Annotated in this window: 22 protein-coding genes; 7 read left to right on the forward strand and 15 right to left on the reverse strand. The window is 67.0% G+C overall.

Annotated features, from left to right (window positions below; translation table 11 throughout):
- Window positions 1-5: 5 nt before the first annotated feature.
- From pyrH to GKZ92_RS13600, 3 genes are read right to left on the reverse strand one after another with little or no spacing between them, the layout of a single operon-like run.
- A complete protein-coding gene (gene pyrH, locus GKZ92_RS13590) occupies window positions 6-761 on the reverse strand; it encodes a UMP kinase (protein ID WP_006359271.1) in 756 nt (251 codons plus the stop codon).
- Between the two features lie 33 nt (window positions 762-794).
- Complete coding sequence (locus tag GKZ92_RS13595) at window positions 795-1367, reverse strand: glucosyl-3-phosphoglycerate synthase (protein ID WP_316042965.1); 573 nt, start codon at window positions 1365-1367, stop codon at window positions 795-797.
- On the reverse strand, window positions 1364-2359 hold the full coding sequence (locus GKZ92_RS13600; protein ID WP_042375883.1) for an alpha/beta hydrolase: 996 nt from the start codon (window positions 2357-2359) through the stop codon (window positions 1364-1366). The genes GKZ92_RS13595 and GKZ92_RS13600 overlap by 4 nt, the downstream gene beginning before the upstream one ends.
- 284 nt (window positions 2360-2643) lie before the next feature.
- Here GKZ92_RS13600 and GKZ92_RS13605 point away from each other — a divergent pair, with 284 nt between their 5' ends.
- Complete coding sequence (locus tag GKZ92_RS13605; RefSeq protein ID WP_042375882.1) at window positions 2644-4065, forward strand: condensation domain-containing protein; 1422 nt, start codon at window positions 2644-2646, stop codon at window positions 4063-4065.
- Window positions 4062-5789, forward strand: a complete 1728-nt coding sequence (locus GKZ92_RS13610; RefSeq protein WP_042375880.1) for an MFS transporter — start codon at window positions 4062-4064, stop codon at window positions 5787-5789. The genes GKZ92_RS13605 and GKZ92_RS13610 overlap by 4 nt, the downstream gene beginning before the upstream one ends.
- Here the strand turns inward: GKZ92_RS13610 and tsf are convergent.
- Both tsf and rpsB read right to left on the reverse strand, forming a co-directional pair.
- Entirely contained in the window at window positions 5761-6585 is an 825-nt protein-coding gene (gene tsf, locus GKZ92_RS13615; protein ID WP_005198991.1) for a translation elongation factor Ts, read from the reverse strand. The two genes, GKZ92_RS13610 and tsf, sit on opposite strands and share 29 nt — an antisense overlap.
- A gap of 55 nt (window positions 6586-6640) precedes the next feature.
- Complete coding sequence (gene rpsB / locus GKZ92_RS13620) at window positions 6641-7462, reverse strand: 30S ribosomal protein S2 (protein ID WP_005198990.1); 822 nt, start codon at window positions 7460-7462, stop codon at window positions 6641-6643.
- A gap of 262 nt (window positions 7463-7724) precedes the next feature.
- Between rpsB and GKZ92_RS13625 the strand changes: the two genes are divergently transcribed.
- A complete protein-coding gene (locus GKZ92_RS13625) occupies window positions 7725-8249 on the forward strand; it encodes a M23 family metallopeptidase (protein ID WP_006359266.1) in 525 nt (174 codons plus the stop codon).
- Here the strand turns inward: GKZ92_RS13625 and GKZ92_RS13630 are convergent, their stop codons facing one another.
- On the reverse strand, window positions 8250-9134 hold the full coding sequence (locus GKZ92_RS13630) for a tyrosine recombinase XerC (protein ID WP_040004204.1): 885 nt from the start codon (window positions 9132-9134) through the stop codon (window positions 8250-8252).
- Between the two features lie 68 nt (window positions 9135-9202).
- Complete coding sequence (locus GKZ92_RS13635) at window positions 9203-10081, reverse strand: siderophore-interacting protein (RefSeq protein WP_006359264.1); 879 nt, start codon at window positions 10079-10081, stop codon at window positions 9203-9205.
- 182 nt (window positions 10082-10263) lie between these two features.
- On the opposite strand from GKZ92_RS13635, the gene GKZ92_RS13640 reads away from it, so the two are divergent.
- A complete protein-coding gene (locus GKZ92_RS13640; RefSeq protein WP_035754097.1) occupies window positions 10264-10857 on the forward strand; it encodes a TetR/AcrR family transcriptional regulator in 594 nt (197 codons plus the stop codon).
- Window position 10858: 1 nt separating this feature from the next.
- On the opposite strand, the gene dprA is transcribed toward GKZ92_RS13640, so the two are convergent.
- The 3 genes from dprA to GKZ92_RS23570 form a co-directional block, all read right to left on the reverse strand.
- Window positions 10859-11971 carry a DNA-processing protein DprA gene (gene dprA / locus GKZ92_RS13645; protein ID WP_196222050.1) on the reverse strand — a complete coding sequence of 371 codons (1113 nt, stop codon included), beginning with the start codon at window positions 11969-11971 and terminating at the stop codon, window positions 10859-10861.
- 20 nt (window positions 11972-11991) lie between these two features.
- Window positions 11992-13500: a YifB family Mg chelatase-like AAA ATPase gene (locus GKZ92_RS13650; RefSeq protein ID WP_006357904.1), complete on the reverse strand. Its 1509-nt coding sequence runs from the start codon at window positions 13498-13500 to the stop codon at window positions 11992-11994.
- Window positions 13501-13596: 96 nt separating this feature from the next.
- Window positions 13597-13752 carry a hypothetical protein gene (locus tag GKZ92_RS23570; protein WP_006357905.1) on the reverse strand — a complete coding sequence of 52 codons (156 nt, stop codon included), beginning with the start codon at window positions 13750-13752 and terminating at the stop codon, window positions 13597-13599.
- A gap of 200 nt (window positions 13753-13952) precedes the next feature.
- Between GKZ92_RS23570 and GKZ92_RS13655 the strand changes: the two genes are divergently transcribed.
- The 3 genes from GKZ92_RS13655 to GKZ92_RS13665 all read left to right on the forward strand — a co-directional run bounded on the left by GKZ92_RS13655 (window position 13953) and on the right by GKZ92_RS13665 (window position 17646).
- Window positions 13953-15572, forward strand: coding sequence for a DUF222 domain-containing protein (locus GKZ92_RS13655; RefSeq protein WP_006357906.1), 1620 nt, complete (start codon window positions 13953-13955; stop codon window positions 15570-15572).
- Window positions 15573-15601: 29 nt separating this feature from the next.
- A complete protein-coding gene (gene bluB / locus GKZ92_RS13660) occupies window positions 15602-16240 on the forward strand; it encodes a 5,6-dimethylbenzimidazole synthase (protein WP_006357907.1) in 639 nt (212 codons plus the stop codon).
- A 98-nt stretch (window positions 16241-16338) separates the two neighbouring features.
- Window positions 16339-17646 (forward strand): DUF4185 domain-containing protein, encoded by a 1308-nt coding sequence (locus GKZ92_RS13665; RefSeq protein ID WP_006357908.1) that lies wholly within the window; start codon window positions 16339-16341, stop codon window positions 17644-17646.
- A gap of 16 nt (window positions 17647-17662) precedes the next feature.
- Here GKZ92_RS13665 and GKZ92_RS13670 read toward each other — a convergent pair whose 3' ends face one another.
- From GKZ92_RS13670 to rplS, 5 genes are all read right to left on the reverse strand, one after another.
- Window positions 17663-18055, reverse strand: coding sequence for a YraN family protein (locus GKZ92_RS13670; protein ID WP_006357909.1), 393 nt, complete (start codon window positions 18053-18055; stop codon window positions 17663-17665).
- Between the two features lie 114 nt (window positions 18056-18169).
- Window positions 18170-18481, reverse strand: coding sequence for a DUF2469 domain-containing protein (locus GKZ92_RS13675; protein WP_005198978.1), 312 nt, complete (start codon window positions 18479-18481; stop codon window positions 18170-18172).
- On the reverse strand, window positions 18478-19164 hold the full coding sequence (locus tag GKZ92_RS13680; RefSeq protein ID WP_035754153.1) for a ribonuclease HII: 687 nt from the start codon (window positions 19162-19164) through the stop codon (window positions 18478-18480). The genes GKZ92_RS13675 and GKZ92_RS13680 overlap by 4 nt, the downstream gene beginning before the upstream one ends.
- A gap of 22 nt (window positions 19165-19186) precedes the next feature.
- Complete coding sequence (lepB, locus tag GKZ92_RS13685; protein ID WP_006357911.1) at window positions 19187-20038, reverse strand: signal peptidase I; 852 nt, start codon at window positions 20036-20038, stop codon at window positions 19187-19189.
- A gap of 18 nt (window positions 20039-20056) precedes the next feature.
- Window positions 20057-20398 carry a 50S ribosomal protein L19 gene (rplS, locus tag GKZ92_RS13690; protein ID WP_005198975.1) on the reverse strand — a complete coding sequence of 114 codons (342 nt, stop codon included), beginning with the start codon at window positions 20396-20398 and terminating at the stop codon, window positions 20057-20059.
- Between the last annotated feature and the right edge of the window lie 110 nt (window positions 20399-20508).

The following is a 20508-nucleotide window of genomic DNA, read 5'->3' on the forward strand; positions in this document are numbered from 1 at the left end:
GGCTGCTAGGTGCTGACCAGCGTGCCGATCCGGTCACCGGCCACCGCCCTGGCGATGTTGCCCTGTTGGAGCAAATTGAACACCAAGATCGGCATCTTGTTGTCCATACACAGACTGAAGGCGGTCGCGTCGGCGACCTTGAGTTCCTTGTCGAGGACCTCGCGGTGGGTGATCTCGGTGAACAGCCTGGCGTTCGGATCGGTCCGCGGGTCGGCGTCGTAGACACCGTCGACGGCCTTGGCCATGAGGACCACCTCCGCCTTGATCTCCAGCGCACGCTGGGCCGCGGTGGTGTCGGTGGAGAAGTACGGCATGCCCATGCCGGCGCCGAAGATGACCACGCGCCCCTTCTCGAGGTGGCGCTGGGCGCGCAGCGGCAGGTACGGCTCGGCGACCTGGCCCATGGTGATGGCGGTCTGCACGCGGGTGCTGATGCCGCGCTTCTCCAGGAAGTCTTGCAGAGCAAGGCAATTCATCACGGTGCCGAGCATGCCCATGTAATCCGAGCGGCTGCGGTCGAGGCCGCGCTGCTGCAGTTCGGCCCCGCGGAAGAAGTTGCCGCCGCCGATGACGACGGCCACCTGGACGCCGGAGTTCACGACGTCGGCGATCTGATCGGCCACGGTCGCCACGACGTCCGGGTCCAGACCGACCTCTCCCCCGCCGAACATCTCACCGCCCAGCTTCAACAGGACTCGTTTGAATCCGGAACGCTCGGCCTTCTTGAGATCGGATGGGGTGGGATCGGGCGCTTCGCTCATTCGCTTCCTCACTCGTCGGTTCGGTGGACTATGTTACGTCCTCACCGAATGCGACTCGCGACACGCGTACTCCTCGGCCCGGGCCGGCATCGGAAACGTCCGCACACACCGATACCCGTCGCCGTCGGGCAGAAACTGTGCCAGGGGGGCCTGCGAGTCCTCGATCCCGAGCCGTTCGAGCAGGGTGGCGACGATCTGGCGCGCCACCGGGCCGAGCTCCACCAGCGGGCGACTCCGCGATTCCCGGACGCCCAGATCGACCTGACCGACGGCATCTGTCCCGAACTCCGCGACGGTGTCGAGGAGGATGCCGATGTCGACGCCGTGGCCGGGCGCGAACGGGATCGACGTCAGCAGGTCGCGTGTCCCGGCGAGGTCACCGCCGATCGGTTGGATGATCCCCGCCAGCTCGGGACACAGCGACGCGACCAGGGGCCGCACCAGTAACTCCGTGACACGACCGCCACCGGCCGGATCCCGGCGGTACCCCTTGACCAGCTGCAGGCCCGGGGTGGTGAGCAGCGGGCCGAGCATCCGGGAGACATCCTCCGGTTCAGGGTCGACGACGTCGGCATCGACGAAGACGACGAGGTCGTCGGGGGTCACCCGGCGAGTGCCGCGCGGAACTGGGGCCAGGCGCGGTGCAGTTCGTCCTGCCAGTACGGCCATGAGTGGGTGCCGCCCTCGTACAGATGGAAGGTCGCCGGCACCCCGAGCTCCCGCATCCGGCGCTGCAGATTGCGGGTGCACTCCGCCGTGGCGGTCTCGATCACCGCGCCCACGGCGAGCTGGTCGAAGAGCTTGGAACCGTTGCCGTCGATGCCCGGCCCGTCGATCGTGTCGTAACGCCCCGGCGCACCGGAACCGTTGGACACGTAGATCGACTTGCCGCGGAACGACTCCGCGTGCACGAAGGGATCGTTGGCGCGCCACGCCGGACTCGTCGGCGGCCCCCACATGTTGAGGGTGTTGCCGTGGCCGCGCCCCTCCACGACCATGCGCACCACGGCCTGACCCAGCGGATCGCTCGTCTGCGCGCACCCGCTGAACGAACCGAGCGCCTCGTACAGTTCGGGCGCGTGCAGCGAGAGCTGGAACACCGAGGTGCCGGCCATCGAGATCCCGGCGACCGCGTTGCGGCCGTTGGCGTCGAGACGACGGTCGATCACGGCGGGCAGCTCTTTGGTGAGAAACGTGGCCCATTTTTGCACCCCGAGGACGGGATCCGGCCGTTGCCAATCGGTGAAGTAGCTCGCGGCGCCGCCCATGGGGACGACCACGTTGACGTGCTGATCGGCGAAGTACGTCCGGATGTCGGTGCGGTCGAACCAGCTGCTACCGCCGTCACCACCGGCGGCGCCGTTCAGCAGGTACAGGGTGGGAGCGGGTCGATCCCCCTTGGCAGGAAGCACTTTCACTGTCATCGTCGTTCGCATGGCCGTCGATCGCACCGCCAGGTCGATCTCGCCCGCAGGCTGCACGCGTTCGGCGACGATCGACGCCGGATTCGGTTCCGCCGCAGCATGACCCGACAAACCGACCACCATCGCCAGCACCGACAGCGCGACGAGACCCACCGTGAGACCCTGTTTCTTCATCCACTCCGCTTTCCTGCAGCACAACCGCCGATGCGAGCCGCATCACATCGATGCGGAGGCAGTCTGCCGGACAATCTCAACGGTGTCCACTGTGGTCAAATGTCCAGGAATCCGGGCATTCTCACACATAAGCGACACTTTCGCCGGAAGCCTGTTCCGGCGACCCCAATCTCGGGTACCGTCCGTGCGATCGTCCAAACATGTAAGTCAACCGAATGACAACGCGCGTAACCAAATTGGTTCGCCCGTAAGAAAATCCCCTTCAGCAAAGAGGTGGTCACACCATGATTAAGTTCGGACTGATCGAGGAGTGGGAGCCTCGCCCCGGTCACCTGACGAGTTGGGTGGCCTCGCTCGCCTCGGTTACCGCTGCCGGCCACGCGCCCGTCCACCCCGTCCCCGCCTCGCATCAGCAAGAGGAATACCTGAAGGTTGCGTGGCGCAACGAATCTGCGGGGTTCCGGTTCGCCCGGTTGTGCCTCATGGCGTTCGACGTCAACGCCCCGCTGGACGTCGATGCGATGACCACTGCGGTCAACCAGTTCGTCCGGCGTCACGACAGCTTCCGTTCGTGGTTCTCCATGGAGGACGACGGTTCGGTGCTTCGTCACCTCGTGCCGACCGAGGACATCGAGATGGTGCCTGTCGATCACGGCGATCTCGACGCCGAGCGTCTTTGTACGCTCGTACAGGAAGAGACCTCGGGACCGTTCAACTGGGACTGCTTCACCTTCGGTGCGATCGAATGGGAGGGCGGCTTCACGATCTATGCGGCCGTCGACCACCTCAACACCGACGGCATCTCCCAGGCATCCACCTGCCTGGAGCTCATGACGCTCTACATGAACGCCGCCTTCGACGCCGGCGCCGAACTACCGCCCGTCGGAAGCTATATCGACTACTGCGCACGTGAGCGCGCCATCTCGCGGCAGCTCACCCGTCACTCACCCCACGTCGAACGGTGGATCGACCTGGTCCGGGCCAACGAGGGCCGACTGCCGAGCTTCCCGCTCCCCCTCGGCACGGACACCGAGGGGTACACGAGGAGTGCGCTCATGAACGCGACGGTGTTCGACGAGGCCGCCGCCCAGCGCTTCGAGGACGTCTGCCGTGAACTCGGTTCCAACGTGATCGCCGGGATCATGGCCACCGCCGCACTGGTCTACGCCGAATTCACCGGCAAGAACGACTATTTCGGCATGACGCCGAAGAGCACCCGGTCCGGTGCCGAGGAGATGAACTCGGTGGGCTGGTTCACCAGCCTCATCCCGGTTTCGTTGACGGTCGACGACACGACGACGTTCCGCAGCCTCGCACCGCTGGCCGCGCAGAGCTACGCCGCCGGAAAAGAGCTGACCGACATCTCTTTCCACCGGGTACTGGAACTCGCCGAACCCGCGGACGGGATCAGCGTCAAGCCGGGCTGGTCGGTGCCGATGATCTCCTACGTCGACGTGCGCAAGTTGCCGGGCGTGGAGATCTTCGAGGCCGGGAACGGTTGCCTCTTCGGCAACCGCGGGAGCAGCGAGGAGGTCTACATGTGGGTCAACCGGTTCCCCACCACCACCTCGATCACGTTCCTCTACCCGAACACCGACATCGCCCGGGAGTCGGTGCAGCGCTACGTCGAACGCTTCGTCGAGGTCATCAGCGCGGTGGCCGACCAGGGTGACTACCGACCGTCGTTGCCCGCACTCACATCGTGACGGTGGGCCCGGCGTGGCTCGCCCTCGCCGGGTGCCTGCTGGGCGTGTTCATGCAGATGCTGGACACGACCATCGTCAACATCGCGCTGCCCGATCTCACTGTCGACCTCGGTGCATCGACCTCACAGCAGCTCCTCGTGCTGACGGTGTACACCTTGTCGTTCGCGTGCACCCTGCTCACCGCGGCCACTCTCGGCGGCCGGTATGGGCGTCGACGTCTGTTCGTGATCGCGATGGTCGCGTTCACCGCCACCTCGATGTTGTGCGGTCTCGCAACGGATCCGGTGATGCTCATCGTGTTCCGCGGTGCGCAGGGAGTCAGTGCTGCGCTGATGTCGGCCCAGACGCTGGCCCTGATCGCCGCCCTGTTCTCCAGGGAGCGCCACGGCCTGGTCTTCGGGATCTACGGCGCGGTCGCCGGACTCGCCGCGATCCTCGGTCCCGTCGTCGGCGGACTGCTGGTGCACGCCGACGTCGCCGGATGGGGTTGGCGCACCATCTTCTTCGTCAACCTCCCGCTCGGCATACTCGCCTGCGTGCTGGCGTGGCGTCGACTCCCCGCTGCCCTCGACCCTGATCCGGACCGGCCGGACATCGTCGGGATGATGCTCTCGGCCTCCGCGCTGTTCCTGCTGCTGTACCCGCTGGCCGTGGGCCGGGAACAACAGTGGCCGGCACCGCTGTGGATCACGCTCGGCGCCGCCGTCGTCCTGTCGGCGGCCTTCGTCTGGCAGCAGAAACGCCTTGCCGCACAGGGCGGGACGCCGTTGCTACGCATGACGCTCTTCTCCTCGCGCCGGTTCACGGCCGGGCTCGCCATGTCGCTGTTGTTCTTCAGTGTCTTCGCGGGATTCTTCTTCACCGTGTCGATTTCCGCGCAGTTCGGTCTCGGGTACTCGGCACTGGACACCGGACTTCTCGCATTGCCGTTCGCCGGCGGGGCGGCCGTGGGGTCGGTCGCGTCGCCGTGGGCCGTCGCCCGGATGGGCGCGCCCCGGGTGCTGCTCGGCGGTGTGGTCACCGTCGGGGTGGCGTTCGCATGGATCGCGATGACCCTCGACCCGGCGTCGGAAATCCTTCCGGTGGGCGCGATCCTGGCTCCCCTGGTACTCGGCGGGGTGGGCACGGGATTGTTCGTCGCACCCCTTCAGGCGGTCATCCTCTCCGACACCTCGCCGGAAACGGTCGGGTCGGCCAGCGGCACGATCCCCACCGTGCAGCAGATAGGGGCGTCGATCGGCCTGGCGCTGGTGACGATGTTCTTCTTCGGCCAGGTGGCCGGGCAGACCGACACCAGTGTGCCCGCGGTACGCGCCGAACTCGCCGTCGCCCTGGAGGATTCGCCGGTCGACCCGATGTTCCGGCCGACCGTCGCCGACCGGTTCGCCTGGTGTGCGACGCAACAGCTCACCTCACCGCATCCGGAGCGACCGGTCCCGGGATGCGCCGACACCCCGGCGAACAGCGCCGTCGCGGCGATCGCCGCCGACGCGCAGCCGTACACGCAGGAGGCGGCGCGGGCCGTCACCGCGCGCACCTTCCTGGGTGCGTTCCGCACGACGCTGTGGGTGCTGGCCGCACTCGCCATCGGCGTCGGCGGTCTGACATTCGTGTTGCGGCGCAACGACAACCGCCCCGCCTCCACGATGGGAGACGGGGCGGTCGAGTCGTCGTCCGGGGAGACCCCGGAGGCGATCAGGCCTGTCCGACCTCGAAGCGGGTGAAGCCGTTGACGGTCACACCGGCCTCGTCGAGCAGAGCCTTGACGGTCTTCTTCGAATCCTGGACCGACGGCTGGTCGAGCAGCACGACGTCCTTGTAGAAGCCGTTGACCCGACCCTCCACGATCTTGGGCAGAGCCTGCTCCGGCTTGCCCTCCTCCTTGGCGGTCTGCTCGGCGATACGACGCTCGTTCTCGACGACGTCCGCGGGGACCTCTTCGCGAGTGGCGTACTTGGCCTTGAGAGCTGCGACCTGCATGGCGGCGCCGCGAGCGGCCTCTTCGGCACCCTCGCCCTCACCGGTGTAGGACACCAGCACGCCGACGGCGGGCGGGAGGTCCGAAGCACGCTTGTGCAGGTACACGGCGACCGGGCCGTCGTAGAAGACGACGCGACGGAGCTCGAGCTTCTCGCCGATCTTGGCCGAGAGCGCGGCGATGGCCTCGTCGACCGTGCCGCTGCCGAGAGCAGCCTTCTTCAGCTCCTCGACATCGTTGGTCTTGGCCTCGGCGGCGGCGGTGACGATGTCATCGGCGAGCTTCTGGAACTCGTCGTTCTTGGCGACGAAGTCGGTCTCGGAGTTGATCTCGATCAGCGCACCGCCCTTGGCGGCGACCAGGCCCTCGGCGGTGGAGCGCTCAGCGCGCTTGCCCACGTCCTTGGCGCCCTTGATGCGCAGCTCCTCGACGGCCTTGTCGAAATCACCGTCGTTGTTGGCCAGCGCGTTCTTGCAGTCCAGCATTCCAGAACCGGTGAGTTCGCGAAGTCGCTTCACGTCGGCTGCGGTGTAGTTCGCCATCGTTGGCGAGCCTCCTTCGAAAGAGTGTGGTGGGACCGAATTGCTGCGGCAGGTGTTACTGGGCAGCCGGCGCGTCGGTGGCTGCTTCGCCACCGGCCGGAGCGGCGGCCTGGGTCAGCAGCTCCTGCTCCCACTCGGCGAGCGGCTCGCCTGCGGCTGCCTCCGGCTTGGCGTCGCCACCGGCAGCACCGGCGCGGGCCTGCAGGCCCTCGGCGACGGCCGAGGCCACGACGCGGGTCAGCAGAGCAGCCGAACGGATGGCGTCGTCGTTGCCCGGGATCGGGTAGTCGACGAGGTCGGGGTCGCAGTTGGTGTCCAGGATCGCGATGACCGGGATGTTCAGCTTGCGAGCCTCACCGACGGCGATGTGCTCCTTGTTGGTGTCGACGACCCACACGGCCGAGGGAACCTTGGCCATGTCGCGGATACCGCCGAGCGTGCGCTCGAGCTTGTTCTTCTCGCGGGTCAGCATCAAGATCTCCTTCTTGGTGCGACCCTCGAAGCCACCGGTCTGCTCCATGGTCTCCAGCTCCTTCATGCGCTGGAGACGCTTGTGCACGGTGTTGAAGTTGGTGAGCATGCCGCCGAGCCAACGCTGGTTGACGTAAGGCATCCCGACGCGGGTGGCCTCAGCGGCGATGGACTCCTGAGCCTGCTTCTTGGTGCCGACGAAGAGGATGGTGCCGCCGTGGGCGACGGTCTCCTTGACGAACTCGTAGGCCTTGTCGATGTAGGTCAGCGTCTGCTGCAGATCGATGATGTAGATGCCGTTGCGGTCGGTGAAGATGAATCGCTTCATCTTCGGGTTCCAACGGCGGGTCTGGTGCCCGAAGTGTGCGCCGCTGTCAAGCAGCTGCTTCATGGTCACGACAGCCATGAGATTTCCTTTTGTCGCAGTTGTCTGTCGGCACCGGGTTGGTGTCGACCCTGGCGCCTGCCGGCGGATGTCACCCGATTTCGGTCGATGACCGGGTCGGGACTGCACATTCGGCGTGTTGTCGCAGGCGCGCGAAGTCACCCCATCAACAACCGATGAGGTGCGGACCAGAGTTTACGCGCGTCGACCAGCGAAAACCAAAACGCTCCGGTCCCCTGCCCGGGCGACGGATCCGGATCGCGTTCCGGTGCGTCCAACAGGAATGCAGACCTCGGGTTCCCGCACCGCGTTGGCGGCGTCCTTGTTCCTGGTCGTGCTGTACTCGACGCCGCCCCAGGTTACCGCCGCGCCTCGTCCCTATTCAGCGCCGCTGCCGCCCCGTCCCACCGTCGTGACCGGCTTCGATGCGCCGGAGAAACGGTGGCAGCCGGGGCACCGGGGCGTCGACCTGGCGGCCGTACCCGGTGTCGCGGTCTCCACGGCGGGTGCCGGTCGTGTGCGGTTCGCCGGCCGGGTGGCGGGTCGGCCGGTGGTCTCGGTGCAGCATCCGGACGGGCTGATCACCACCTATGAGCCCGTCGAGGCCACCGTCGGCGAGGGCGACCCCGTGTCCCGGGGCGACACGATCGGCACACTCGTCGCTGGGCATCCCGGATGTCCGACGCTCACGTGCCTGCACTGGGGCGCTCGACGCGGGGTGGGGCGCGATGCCGAGTACCTGAATCCCCTGGGTCTGCTCGGGGCCGTGCGGGTGCGGCTCAAACCGCTGAACGCCGGAGAACCCTGATCAGGCCCGGGGATGCGCCTGACGGTGCACTGCGCGGAGGCGTTCGACGCTCACATGGGTGTAGATCTGCGTCGTCGCCAGCGAGGAGTGTCCGAGCAGTTCCTGTACGACGCGTAGGTCGGCGCCACCTTCGAGGAGATGCGTCGCGGCGCTGTGCCGGAGGCCGTGCGGCCCCATCGCCGGGCCACCGGCGGCCTGGACCGCGCCGGACACCACCGACCGTGCCATCCGCTGGTCGAGCCGGCCGCCACGTGCTCCCAGTAGCAGTGCAGCTCCCGAGGTGTCGGTGGCCAGTGCGGGACGCCCCTGTCGCAACCAGTCGTCGATGGCCTTGGCCGCGGGTTCGCCGTAGGGCACGGACCGTTCCTTGTCGCCCTTGCCGATCACGCGCAGGATTCGACGCCCCGTGTCGATGTCGTCGATGTCCAGCCCGCACAGTTCGCCGACGCGAATCCCGCTGGCGTACAACAACTCCAGGATCAACCTGTCCCGGAGTGAGATCGGGTCGTCGGGGTCACGATCCTGTGCGGTCGCACCGATCGCGGCGTCGGCCTGGCCGGGCGCGAGGACGGCCGGCAGTGTGCGATGGGCCTTCGGGGCCTTGAGTCGCTGTGAGGGGTCGGCGGCCATGATGCCCTCGCGAACCGCCCACGCGCAGAAGGTCTTCGCCGCGGAGACCTGCCGCGCGATCGTCGTGCGGGCGGCGCCGCGCCGCGTCAGTTCGGCCAGCCAGGCACGCAGGAGGGCGAGGTCGATGTCGGCCGCAGCGATTCCCCGGGCACCCGCGAACGACAGCAGCGCACGTGCACCACCGACATAGGCGCGGATGGTGTGTTCACTGCGACCCTTCTCCAGGCGCAGGTGATCGGCGAAGTCGTCGAGCATGCCCGTCAGCACAGCGCGCGACTGGAGCGGGTGCAACCCCACACGCGGTGCCGTGGCCGGATCGATGCCTACGTACTCGGTGGCCGGCCGGCCGGCGCGCCTTCCTCGGCGGCGCGCAGTTCGGCCTTCCATGTCCGGAAGCCCTCTTCCGTGCGGCCGCGGCGCCAGTACCCGGAGATCGAGGCGTTGGCCGGACTGACCTTGCGTTCCTTGCGAATGTAGCTGCGCAGGTTGTGCATGACGGCCTGCGCCTCACCGTGGATGAAGACGTGGGGTTCGCCGTCGAGCCATTCCGCGTTGCGGACGGCGGCGATGAGGGGCGCGTTGTCGCCGGCGACCGAGTCGTCGACCTCGCCGGCCGCTCCACCGCGGTGGACCCAGACGATCTCCGCACCCGGGGGTGCGATGAGGTCGAGTTCGTCCTCGGGTCCGGCGACCTCGATGAACACCTTGGCGATCGCGTCGGCGGGCAGCGCCTCGAGTGCCGCGGCCACGGCGGGCAGTCCCGCCTCGTCGGCCGCGAGGAGATGCCACGCGGCGTCGGACTTGGGCCGGTATCCGCTGCCCGGGCCGATGAACCGAACGGTCTCGCCCGGCTCCACCGATGCGGCCCACGGTCCGGCGATGCCCTCGTCGCCGTGGACGACGAAGTCGACGAGGATCTCGCGAGCCTGCGGGTCGACGCGGCGAACCGTGTAGGTGCGCAGGACCGGTTGCTGTTCGGGCGGGAGTGTCGTCCGGACTTCCTGGAGGTCGAACGGCTCCGGGTAGGTCACGCCCTCCGGCGCGAAGATGAACTTCACGTACATGTCCGTGTCGGGGTCACCGGATGTACCGACCGCCGCCTGGAAGTCGTCGAAACCCTCGCCACCGAGGTACAGGCGGACGAAGTGCGGGCTGATCTGCTCGCGACGGAGCACCGTCATCGTGTTCACACGCTTGGCCATGGGACCTCCTTGTCGCGTTCACCTTACGCCTTCAACTTAGGTGAGCCTAAGAGCCGGTGCGGGTTCGTCCGGGGAAGGCACTGGTGGCCCTTTGTAAGGTTTTCTCACGATCAAGCGATGTGATCCGAGAGTTCGCAATTCTTGAGATCAGACGTCGCGAGACCCCGACCAGAGGCGATTCCATGCCGGACCAACCAGTGGAACCCCAGCCCGTAGAAGACAGCGCTCCCGTCCGCGGATCGCGTCTCGGGGCCGACGACTGGCTCGACGCGGCCGTGGAGGTCCTGCTCGAGGACGGCATCGGCGGGCTGAAGATCTCGCGGCTCAGCTCCCGGCTCGGGGTCACCAAGGGCAGCTTCTACTGGCACTTCACCGACATCGCGACGATGAAGTCCGAGCTCGCCGACCACTGCCGGAAGGTCCAGGCCGCGGCCGTCACCCGGCTCGCGAACCTCGAGGAGCTCCCTCCGGTCGAGCGGATAGAGGGTATGGCAGGGCTCATCTCCGATCCCCGGCGCTGGCGGATGGAAGCCGCGATGCGCCGGTGGGCAGAGACCGACGGGTCGATCGCCGACTCGATCGCCGAGCTCGACGGACAGATCTTCCAGATCTCCCATCAGGCGATGCGGGAACTCGGCTTCGACGAGGCCGAGGCCCACGCCCGCGCCACCACGCTGCTCTACGCAGGTATCGGCTTCGTGCACGCTCACGGACGGCTCGGCGAGGCAACGGCCGACGATCTGCGCATCTTCCTGGACATCCTGACGCGGAAGTGAGTCACCCGGTGGCCAGCCGCCACTGACCGCCGACGTTTTCCACCAGCCCGTCGATGTCCAGCCGTGCCAACGCCGCCCGGACGGCCGGCACCTCGAGCCCCGCCGCGAAGGCGATCTCCTGAATACCCACGCCACCCCTACCCGGAATCGCGTCGTGCACGCGCAACTGCTCGGCGCTGAGCCCGTCGGTCGGTTTCGCCCTCCCCCGACCGATGTCTCCCCCGCCGTCGGGCCGGACGAGGTTCACCGCCGACGCGACGTCGGAGACCAGCACCGCCAGTCCGTCGGCGATCATCCGATGACACCCGACCGACGTCGCCGACGTCACCGGCCCGGGCACCGCACCCAGCGGTCGGCCGAGTTTCCGCGCCCAGGCGGCCGTGTTCGCCGCGCCCGAACGTCTGCCGGCCTCTACGACGACGGTCGCACCCGACAGTGACGCGACCAGCCGGTTACGGGTGAGGAAGCGATGTTTGGCGGCGGTCGTGCCCGGCGGGTACTCGCTGATGATCGCGCCGGTCCGGGCGATCTCCGCCAACAGCGCGGAGTGCGCAGCCGGATAGTCGCGGTCGATACCACAGGCCATCACGGCCGCGGTCACCCCACCGGCCGCGACGACGGCGCGGTGCGCCACCCCGTCTATGCCGAAGGCGCCACCGGAGATCACCGCGAAGCCCTCGCCCGAGAGCCCCGATGCCAACATCTGCGTGACGTGCCCGCCGTACGGCGACGCCGCGCGGGACCCGATGAGCGCGACCGATGCGGTGGCGAGGTCGTCGAGCCGGGCGGGGCCACGCACCCAGAGCGCCAGTGGCTCGCCGCCGCGTGCGGCGGTGTCGGCCTGGCCGAGGGCGAGGAGCGCCCAGGCCGGCCACTCCGGATCGGATCTGGTGACCAGCCGTGCACCGATCGCGGCGGCCGCGTCGAGATCCTCGGTCGCACGGTCGGATTCGTGTCGGGCTGCCGTCGCGGCCAGGACCGGTTCGTGACCGTCCGGGACAGCCCGGTTGCGGATCGCCGATGCTGCGTCCACCGGACCGACCTGATCCACCAGCGCGATCACGTCCGCACACGGCGGCTCGGCCACGCGCGCCAGGTACGCCCATGCCGTCATCTCCGCCGGGTACTTGCCACTCACCACGTTGCTCCTCGGTCTCGGTACAGAAGTGCTTGCGCGACATCATCTTCGACGGGTTGATCAGTGCCGCGTAGATCGCTCAGGGTCCAGGCCAGTCGCAGCGCGCGGTCGGCGCCACGGGCCGTCACGCGCCCGTCGCGGAGAAACAACTCGATGGGCCGGAGAACATCGGGCGGGAGCCGGAACTTCTGCCGGAGTGCGGCTCCCGGCACCTCGGCGTTGGTTCGCCAGCCGAACTCGGACCATCGCTCGACCGCTGCCGCACGCGCCGCGGTGACCCGGGCACGGACCTCGGCACTCGACTCCCCCGTCCCGCTCATCAGCGCGGCGTTGCCCGGCGGATCCATGCGGACGCGGATGTCGACACGGTCGAGCAGCGGCCCCGACAGCTTGCCGAGGTACCGGCGTCGCACGACTGCGGTGCATACACAGTCGACATCGTGCGCGGGTGCGCATGGGCACGGATTCGCGGCGAGGATGAGCTGGAACCGCGCCGGGTACGACGCGACGCCGTCCCGCCTCGGCACCCGCACCTCGCCGTCTTCGAGGGGTTCCCGCAGGGATTCGAGGACTTTCGCGCTCATCTCGGCGCATTCGTCGAGGAACAAGACGCCCCGGTGTGCCTTGGAGACCGCGCCCGGCCGGGCGAATCCGGTTCCGCCGCCGAGCAGCGCCGTCGTCGAGGAACTGTGGTGCGGCGCGACGAACGGCGGCTCGGTGATCAGCGGGCGTCCCGGTGACAACTCCCCGACCAGCGAGTGGATCGCCGTCACTTCTAGCGAGTCCTCGATGCCCAGCGGTGGCAGTATGCCCGGGAGCCGACGTGCGAGCATGGTCTTCCCGATGCCGGGCGACCCGGTCATGAGAACGTGATGTGCTCCTGCCGCTGCGATCTCGAGTGCATGCCGCGCCTCGTGCTGACCCACCACGTCGGCCATGTCCGGTATCGGCGGCGGCTTCGTGGGCGGCGTCCGCTGAAAATTGTCCAGTACGAGGTCACCGGCGAGCCAGGCGGCCACCTCCTTGAGACTCGACGCTCCCCCGACGTCCACCCCCTCGACCAGCGTCGCCTCGGCCACGGTCTCGATCGGCACCACCGCACGTCGATAACCCGCCTGACGGGCGGCGATCACCGCGGGCAGTACTCCCGGGATCGGCCGGACGTTCCCGTCGAGCCCGAGCTCACCGAGGAAGATCGTCGACGTCAGCTTCTCCGACGACACCTGTTCTGTCGCAGCAAGAATCGCGACTGCCATGGACAGATCGAAACCCGAACCGACCTTCGGCATGTCCGCCGGCGACAACGCCACCGTCACCTTCAGGTCGGGGAATTTGAACCCCGAGTTCTTGACCGCCGCCCGCACCCGGTCGCGCGCCTCACGCACCGACGGGTCCGGGTTACCGGTCACCGCGAAACCCGGTAACCCCGACCCGACGCTCGCCTGCACGTCAACGACCCGCGCCGCAAAGGCATTGAGCCCCACCGACTGTGTTTGCCCCAACATGCGAGTCAGTCTCTTCGGGAATCGCGGATTGAAACGGCGTAGCGACTCCCCGACGCGCTATCTGTGGAAGGAAGACGGGTTGTCCACCGCCCCGGACTATGGCTTGGGATCGTCGACGAAGACCTTGAGCGTCCGGCCGTCGTCCTGATAGCTCAGTTCGATCGAGACGTCGTGCCTGCTGTAGACGCGACCGCGACCACCGGTCGTGTGATCGATGACCTCGAAGCGTGTGACCTTCTCGTACTCGGACATCGGGCAATTGTCGCGCCTGCATACCTCCGAGTCGAGCGGTTTTCTCCGACTCCGGCTCGGTGAATACCGTTGATGCACAACTCCGTAACGAGGAGACGGCTGTGGATCAGAATCGAATCTTGTCGGTGGCCGGGTTTACATTGGTTGTCAGCAGGTGAGGCGGCCGACCAGGCCGGTACTGCAACACTTCTGGGGGCAGGGTGTCGGGGAAGCGGATTGATCCATCGGGCGAGGTTCTCGCCGGGATCGATTCTGCCCACCCCTACGACCCCGCCCACCCCTACGACGCCGACATGTACTCCCTTATGGACGAACTCAAAGCGTCCCAGCGTCGCGAATCTCACGAGCAGTGGATCCGCTATCAGACGGTGCACGCGATCGCCGAACGCTGCATAAGCACCCGCAACACCTTCGACGGCGGGATCGTCGTCACCGGTGAGGCCGACTGCGTCCAGCGGGTGTCGCGCCAGTTGTCTTTGACACGACGCCAAGCCGAGATCCTCATCGACGAAACCATCACCCTGCACGAGAACCTGCCCGAGGTACTCGACACCCTGCGCGATGGCATCACGACCCGTTGGCAGCTGCAGGTGATCGCATCCCGCACCGCACTCATCCCCGCCGACTCGTCGATCATCCCGATCCTCGACGCCGACATCGCCGCCAACCTCCGCACCAAGAAGGGCGCGTGGAGCCGCGCACGCCTGCGAGACATGGTCGACCGCCTGGTGTTCCGCCACGACCCCGACCTGGTACGCGAACGCCGCAAAGAAGCCCTCGACAACCGGGGCATGTGGATCGACATCCTCGACGACGGCACCGGCGTGTTCTCCGCGGTCATGTCCGCGGAAAACACCCGCATCGCTGCCAAAGCCGTCCGCGCACTCGCGGACTCGGTGTGCAAACACGACGGCCGCACCGTCGGGCAACGCAACTCCGATGCGGTATTCGCCCTGTGTACGGGCACCGCGTTCGAATGCCTCTGCGGTCGCGACGACTGCACCGCCCAGGTCCGTGACCTCGGGGACGTCGTCGCGTCGGTTAGCTCCGAGGTCCGCATCCACGTGGTCACCGACGCAGCCACACTGAACGGCGCACCCGGGATCGGCTGGATGGACGGACACGGCGTCGTCATCGACGAACATGTCCGTGACCTCGCCGCCCGACCCGATGCCGTCATCACACCGCTGACCCCGGTCAGGACCCCTCCGATGGGCGTGGTCGCCGAGACCGACGGTCCCGACACAGACGACACTCCCGCGCCGTCGACCGAGCTGGTCATCGTCTACCCGGGCTCCCTGCCGTCAGATCCGTACCGGCCAACCCAAGCGTGCGCGGATTTCGTGCGCAGCCGGCACGGCTACTGTGGCGAACCCTTCTGCGACCACTCGGCATTCGACTCAGACCTCGACCACGTCGCCGAATTCGACCGCCAGAACCCCTCCCGGGGCGGCGCGACTTCGAGCGAGAACCTCAACCCAAAATGCCGGTACGGGCACCTGCACAAGACCTTCGGCGACTGGATCGACGTCCAGTACCGCGACGAAGACGGCCGCCTGATCACCGAGTGCATCACCCCCGAGGGACACCGCATCCTCGGTGACGCCGAAACCCTGGAAGACCTCTTCCCCAACCTGCGCCGCATCCGCTTCGAGCAACCCGCCCAGGCCCCACCCACCCCGCGGGTCATCACCGGTGACGACACCCCGCCACCGAACAACCGAACCGCCGCGAAGCACGCCCGGCGGAGGGCCGAACGTGCCCGTAACCGGCGCGAACGCGAACGCCGCGGGCAAATCGACGGACCGGCGCCGTTCTGATCGATCGCCCTCGCTAGGCTCGACAACCGATGAGTGACGGAACTTTCGACGACGCGTTCGTCGACGACCTGAACCGACTCTTCCGTTGGCGCCGCGACGTCCGCCGGTTCAGTCGTGAACCGCTCGAGCCGCATCTCCTCCCCCAGATCCTCGAAGCGGCAGAGCTCTCACCGTCCGTCGGCAACAGTCAGCCCTGGCGGTGGGTCGAGGTGCAGACCTGGTCGGCGCGGGAGGCCGTGCGCGACAGCTTCGTCCGCTGCAACGCCGAAGCGCTCGACGGGTACACCGGCGAACGCGCACAGCTGTACTCGTCACTCAAACTCGCCGGCCTCGACGACGCTCCGGTCCACCTGGCCGTGTTCTGCGAGCCCGATGCCGACCAGGGCCACGGCTTGGGTCGCCAGACCGTGCCGGAGACACTCGAGTACTCCGTCGTCACAGCAATCACCACGATGTGGCTGGCGGCTCGGGCCCGTGGCGTCGGCATCGGGTGGGTGTCCATCCTCGAGCCCGACGAGGTGGCCGCCGCCCTCGCGGTCCCGTCCACCTGGAAGCTCGTGGCCTACCTCTGCGTCGGATATCCCGAACAGAAGAACGACATTCCAGAACTCGAACGCGTCGGCTGGCAGTCGCGCACCGAGTCGGAGAAGCGGCACCTCATCCGCTGACACCGGATCGTGACCCATCTCGGGGCCTTCTGTGACACAACTCTAGTAACAATAGTCACGTCCACAACTTCAGCAACACCTGTCACACGGAGGTCTGAGTGCCCAGCCGTTTCACCAAGGGTGTCCGACTGGCGCTGGCGGGAGCTTTCGCACTCGGTACCTCCGCGATCGTCCTGACCGCCGGTACCGGCGTCGCCGAGGCCGCACCGTGCGGCAACCCCGGTGCGGGGTCCGGCTTGTTCGGTTCCTCGGGTTCGTCCGGAAGTTCCACCAGCCCCGAGCGTGGGCCGCAGGGCCCGCTCCCCGTCTACAACGGGAACATCTCGAAGGTTCTCAGCTGGGTCACCGGGCCGCGCAGCAACAACGACACCTACGACCGCTTCGGCATCAGCGGCACCGACCTCGGCATCGCCTGGGACAACGGCCGGGGGCAGACGTTGATGGCGTTCGGCGACACCTTCGGCAATTGCAGTGTCGCCGGTCAGGAATGGCGGCACAACGTCCTGCTGCGCACGAACGACGACGACTTCACCGACGGGAAGATCACCATCCCCGACGGCGTCGCCGGCGACGTGAACTCGGGCACCGTGATCAGGGGTCGAGCGAACTACGCCGAGGAACTCATCCCCTCGCTGGGCATCGCGAACATCGAGGTCACCACGATCCCCACCGCGGCCATCTCGCTCCCCCACGACAACGGATTCCGGCAGTACATCAACTACATGTCGGTACGGTCCTGGGGCTCGGCAGGCAACTGGATCACCAACTACTCGGGTATCGCCTACTCCGACGACAACGGTCAGACGTGGAACAGCGACCCTGACACCATCCTCATCAACGCGCCGATCGACCTCGCCCTCCCCGGCAACCTCCGCGCGATCGACGTCAACAACGGAAAGTTCCAGCAGAACGCGTACATGCGCGGACGCCCCGACACCGCCAACGAAGCGAAGTACGTCTACCAGTTCGGTACGCCCAACGGCCGTTTCGGCGCCGCATTCCTGGCGCGGTTCGAACCCGGCGACATCCGCAACCTGGACAACTACGAGTATTGGTCGGGCGAGCGGATCGGATGGGTTGACGACATCAGCAAGATCCATGACACCGAAGGGGTCGTCGTCCGCCAGCCGGTCAGCGAACTGTCCGTGGCGTGGAGCCCCTCCCTGAACAAATACCTCATGCTCGACGGGGACAACGGGATCCGGCTCCGCACCGCGGACCATCCGGAAGGCCCATGGAGCTCGCCGCGCAACATCGTGGCCCCCGGCAACCCGGTGGTCTACGGACCGATGATGTTGCCGAGCTCGCCGGCACTGACGGGCACGGGAAAAGAGTTGTACTTCAACGCCTCCCGCTGGAGCGACTACAACGTCATGCTGATCCGCTCCGACCTCGGCAAGTTGTAGCCCACGCTTCGAAGACTCACTCGTGGACTCCGCGGTGGTGCCTCACACGCACCGCCGCGGCGTCGTCGGGAGTGAAGCCATCCAATTGCACGCTGATGACGTCGAACCGGATCTGATGCCATCGTCGTTCCTGCCCCGTGAGCCAGGTCCGGGCGAGCCGGCGCATCCGGGCGAGCTTGTCCGGGGTCACGGCCATCACGGCGTCGTCGAAGGTGCGGCTGGCACGCGTCTTCACCTCGACGACCACCAGCGTGGGACCGGCCCGGTCTTGCGGGTCGACGGCGATCAGGTCGAGCTCGCCATACCGGTTGCGCCAGTTGCGCTCCAGCACAACCCAACCGAGTGAGCCGACGAACTCGGCGGCGATGTCCTCCCCCAGCTTGCCCACGTGCGCGCGGCGATTGCTCATGCGCTGAAGGTTCCCCGAACACGACTCGGCCGCGGCGGGAACACACCCGCCGCGGCCGAATCTGTGGAGAACCACCCCACCACGCACAGGGTGGCCGGATCACCCCATGAGAGTTCAGGGCTCGTCGGGAAGCCGTAGCTCCGGCTTCTCGAGCTCCTCGATGTTGACGTCCTTGAAGGTGATCACCCGAACCTGCTTGACGAAACGCGCCGGCCGGTACATGTCCCAGACCCAGGCGTCACTCATCCGAAGCTCGAAGTACACCTCGCCGTCGGTGTTGCGGGGAATCATCTCGACCGCGTTGGCAAGGTAGAAGCGCCGCTCGGTCTCCACCACATAGGTGAACTGGCCGACAATGTCCTTGTACTCGCGGTACAGAGAGAGTTCCATCTCGGTTTCGTACTTCTCGAGATCCTCAGCACTCATCCTGTAAGCCTATCTCTGTCGTCGTTTGCGCTGGAGACCACTCGTGCCGCGACGTTCCGGTACGACATGCGGTGTTGTGGTGACGGTCCCGCCGCATCGATGCGGGACATGTGAAGAGCAGTGCTGTATCCCTTGTGGATCGCGAAATCATAGCCGGGCAGGTCGGCGTCCATCGCGACCATGATCCGATCCCGCGTCACCTTCGCGATGATGCTCGCGGCCGCGATGCAGGCCGCGGCCCCGTCACCGCCGATCACGGGGAGTGACGGCGCGGTCAGACCGGGGACCACGAATCCGTCGGACAGCACGTATCCGGGAGTCACGTCGAGTGCGGCGACCGCTCGGCGCATCCCCTCGATGTTCGCGACATGGATGCCGATCCGGTCGATCTCGGCGGCGTCGATGATCACCGCGCTCCAGGCGTGCGCGTACCGGGTCACCGACTGGTACAGCGTCTCACGGGTCTTCTCGGTGAGCCGCTTGGAGTCGTCGAGGTCGGCGAGGGAGGCCAGCTGCGTCGGTTTCAGCACGCATGCCGCGACCACCAGCGGCCCGGCGCACGCACCGCGACCGGCCTCGTCGACCCCCGCGACCGGGCCGAGGCCCTGCCGGTGGAGCGCGAACTCGAAGGTCCGCAGTCCGGCTGCCCGACGGACGGGCGAACGCGGTGGCCAGCGGCTCATGGTGTCTGCAATCCCCACACGGTCATTGCTGAGGATTGATCGACCCGACACCACCGATCCGCGAGAAGGGATAGATGATGGTCCGGACCTTGCCGCGAATGTCGCTGACCGGAACGGTGCCCTGGTACTGGTCGTCGACGTGGTACCGCGAGTCCTGCGAGTTGAGGCGGTTGTCGCCCATCACCCACACGTTGCCCTCGGGCACCTTGATCGGACCGAAGTCGGGGCCGAGGCACGGCGGCAGCTTGTCGCTGACCCCGGAAGCGGGCCCGAAGGCCGCCAGGGTCTCGCGCTGCAGCTCCATGTTGATGTACGGCTCGCGCAACGGCTTGCCGTCGACCTTCACGCCGACACCCTCGTCGTTGCGGCACTCGATGGTCTGCCCGCCGGTCGCGATCACGCGCTTGACCAGATTGTTCTCGTCGGGCGGTGCGAAACCGAACCACGACAGCGCATCCTGCATCTTGTGCATGACCGGGTTGGTCGATCGCGGGGACACCCAGGCACCGTTCCATGATTCCGACGGTCCCTTGAAGACGACGACGTCACCGGGCTCGGGGTCCCCGAAGCGGTAGACCAACTTGTCGATGACGATGCGATCGTTGGTGCACCCGTCGCAACCGATCAGAGTCGACTCCATCGACTCCGACGGGATGACGTACTGCCGGCCGATGAAGGTCTGCAGCAGCCAGGTGAGGAGCAGGACGCACCCCACGATGATCGCGACCTCGCGCAAGAACGAGCCGGAACCCGACTTGCGATTGCCGTCCTCGGCCTCGTCCGGATCGGACTTCAACCGCCAGGGACGCTTCTCACCGTCGTTGCCTTCGGTGTCAAGGTCGCGATCGTCGCTGGGTCGCTGTGTGTCGGCCACCTCGTCAGGGTAGACGCGTCAGCGCTTTTCCTTGATCTTTGCGGCCTTGCCGCGCAGATCACGCAGGTAGTAGAGCTTGGCGCGACGGACGTCACCGCGGGTGAGGACGTCGATCTTGGCGATGTTCGGGCTGTGCACCGGGAAGGTGCGCTCAACGCCGACGCCGAAGGACACCTTGCGGACGGTGAAGGTCTCGCGGACGCCGCCACCCTGGCGACGGATCACGACACCCTTGAACACCTGGACGCGTTCCTTGCTGCCCTCGATGACCTTGACGTGGACGTCGAGGGTGTCGCCGGGGCCGAACTCCGGGACATCGTCGCGAAGGGACTGCTTGTCGAGGAAGTCGAGCGTGTTCATTGGTTGGGTCCTATTCTGGCGTGAACGTTGAGCAGAGGAACCTGGCGGGCCTTGCGGCTTCGGACCGGTTCATACTCCGAGTCGTCGGTGCCCGTCACACGGGACAGGCA

It is taken from the genome of Gordonia sp. 135 (assembly GCF_009720185.1).
Taxonomy (GTDB): Bacteria; Actinomycetota; Actinomycetes; order Mycobacteriales; family Mycobacteriaceae; genus Gordonia; species Gordonia alkanivorans.

Bases quoted from the DNA above. Each gene is read 5' to 3' on its own strand.
- GKZ92_RS13635 (WP_006359264.1), bottom strand. From the start codon at position 10,081: ATGGCCAAGCGTGTGAACACGATGACGGTGCTCCGTCGCGAGCAGATC.
- GKZ92_RS13640 (WP_035754097.1), top strand. From the start codon at position 10,264: ATGCCGGACCAACCAGTGGAACCCCAGCCCGTAGAAGACAGCGCTCCC.
- rpsB (WP_005198990.1), bottom strand. From the start codon at position 7,462: ATGGCTGTCGTGACCATGAAGCAGCTGCTTGACAGCGGCGCACACTTC.
- GKZ92_RS13670 (WP_006357909.1), bottom strand. From the start codon at position 18,055: ATGAGCAATCGCCGCGCGCACGTGGGCAAGCTGGGGGAGGACATCGCC.
- GKZ92_RS13675 (WP_005198978.1), bottom strand. From the start codon at position 18,481: ATGAGTGCTGAGGATCTCGAGAAGTACGAAACCGAGATGGAACTCTCT.
- bluB (WP_006357907.1), top strand. From the start codon at position 15,602: ATGAGTGACGGAACTTTCGACGACGCGTTCGTCGACGACCTGAACCGA.
- dprA (WP_196222050.1), bottom strand. From the start codon at position 11,971: ATGACGGCATGGGCGTACCTGGCGCGCGTGGCCGAGCCGCCGTGTGCG.
- tsf (WP_005198991.1), bottom strand. From the start codon at position 6,585: ATGGCGAACTACACCGCAGCCGACGTGAAGCGACTTCGCGAACTCACC.
- rplS (WP_005198975.1), bottom strand. From the start codon at position 20,398: ATGAACACGCTCGACTTCCTCGACAAGCAGTCCCTTCGCGACGATGTC.
- GKZ92_RS13605 (WP_042375882.1), top strand. From the start codon at position 2,644: ATGATTAAGTTCGGACTGATCGAGGAGTGGGAGCCTCGCCCCGGTCAC.
- GKZ92_RS13630 (WP_040004204.1), bottom strand. From the start codon at position 9,134: ATGCTCGACGACTTCGCCGATCACCTGCGCCTGGAGAAGGGTCGCAGT.
- GKZ92_RS13625 (WP_006359266.1), top strand. From the start codon at position 7,725: ATGCAGACCTCGGGTTCCCGCACCGCGTTGGCGGCGTCCTTGTTCCTG.
- GKZ92_RS23570 (WP_006357905.1), bottom strand. From the start codon at position 13,752: ATGTCCGAGTACGAGAAGGTCACACGCTTCGAGGTCATCGATCACACG.
- GKZ92_RS13650 (WP_006357904.1), bottom strand. From the start codon at position 13,500: ATGTTGGGGCAAACACAGTCGGTGGGGCTCAATGCCTTTGCGGCGCGG.
- GKZ92_RS13600 (WP_042375883.1), bottom strand. From the start codon at position 2,359: ATGAAGAAACAGGGTCTCACGGTGGGTCTCGTCGCGCTGTCGGTGCTG.
- pyrH (WP_006359271.1), bottom strand. From the start codon at position 761: ATGAGCGAAGCGCCCGATCCCACCCCATCCGATCTCAAGAAGGCCGAG.
- GKZ92_RS13680 (WP_035754153.1), bottom strand. From the start codon at position 19,164: ATGAGCCGCTGGCCACCGCGTTCGCCCGTCCGTCGGGCAGCCGGACTG.